The sequence below is a fragment of the Janthinobacterium breve genome, from assembly GCF_051380895.1.
Classification (GTDB): domain Bacteria; phylum Pseudomonadota; class Gammaproteobacteria; order Burkholderiales; family Burkholderiaceae_D; genus Janthinobacterium.
Window position 1 is genome coordinate 1 of the sequence record NZ_JBNYXY010000029.1, and the last position, 1,194, is coordinate 1,194.

A 1,194-nucleotide genomic window follows, 5' to 3' on the forward strand; every position below is an offset into this window, starting at 1 on the left:
GGCCGCCAGGCAAATTCTGTTTTATCAGACCGCTTCTGCGTTCTGATTTAATCTGTATCAGGCTGAAAATCTTCTCTCATCCGCCAAAACAGCTTCGGCGTTGTAAGGTTAAGCCTCACGGTTCATTAGTACCGGTTAGCTCAACGCATCGCTGCGCTTACACACCCGGCCTATCAACGTCGTCGTCTTCAACGTTCCTTCAGGAGACTTAAAGTCTCAGGGAGAACTCATCTCGGGGCAAGTTTCGTGCTTAGATGCTTTCAGCACTTATCCCGTCCACACATAGCTACCCAGCGATGCTCTTGGCAGAACAACTGGTACACCAGCGGTGTGTCCATCCCGGTCCTCTCGTACTAAGGACAGCTCCTCTCAAATATCCTCCGCCCGCGCCGGATAGGGACCGAACTGTCTCACGACGTTCTGAACCCAGCTCGCGTACCGCTTTAATGGGCGAACAGCCCAACCCTTGGGACCTACTACAGCCCCAGGATGCGATGAGCCGACATCGAGGTGCCAAACCACTCCGTCGATGTGAACTCTTGGGAGTGATAAGCCTGTTATCCCCAGGGTAGCTTTTATCCGTTGAGCGATGGCAATCCCACTTTATACCACCGGATCACTAAGTCCTACTTTCGTACCTGCTCCACCCGTCGGTGTCGCAGTCAAGCTCCCTTCTGCCTTTGCACTCTTCGAATGGTTTCCGACCATTCTGAGGGAACCTTTGAGCGCCTCCGATACCCTTTCGGAGGCGACCGCCCCAGTCAAACTCCCCGTCTGGCATTGTCCCACCGCCGGGTCACGGCGGCTGGTTAGAAACCCAATACTGCAAGGGTGGTATCCCAACAGCGGCTCCATGGCAACTGGCGTTACCATCTCCTAGCCTCCCACCTATCCTGTACATGCAATACCGAGTCCCAGTACCAGACTGGAGTAAAGCTCCATGGGGTCTTTCCGTCCTGGCGCAGGTAACCAGCATCTTCACTGGTACTTCAATTTCACCGGATGCATTGTCGAGACAGCGCTCAAATCATTACGCCTTTCGTGCGGGTCGGAACTTACCCGACAAGGAATTTCGCTACCTTAGGACCGTTATAGTTACGGCCGCCGTTTACTGGGGCTTAAGTTCAAAGCTTCGCCTTACGGCTAACCTCTCCCCTTAACCTTCCAGCACCGGGCAGGCGTCAGCCCATATAC

1 rRNA gene is annotated in these 1,194 nt (G+C 54.2%); it reads right to left on the minus strand.

The annotated features are described in order from the left end of the window. Positions 1-104: 104 nt before the first annotated feature. Positions 105-1,194 (minus strand): 23S ribosomal RNA (locus tag ACQ4W0_RS29135); the annotation flags it as partial.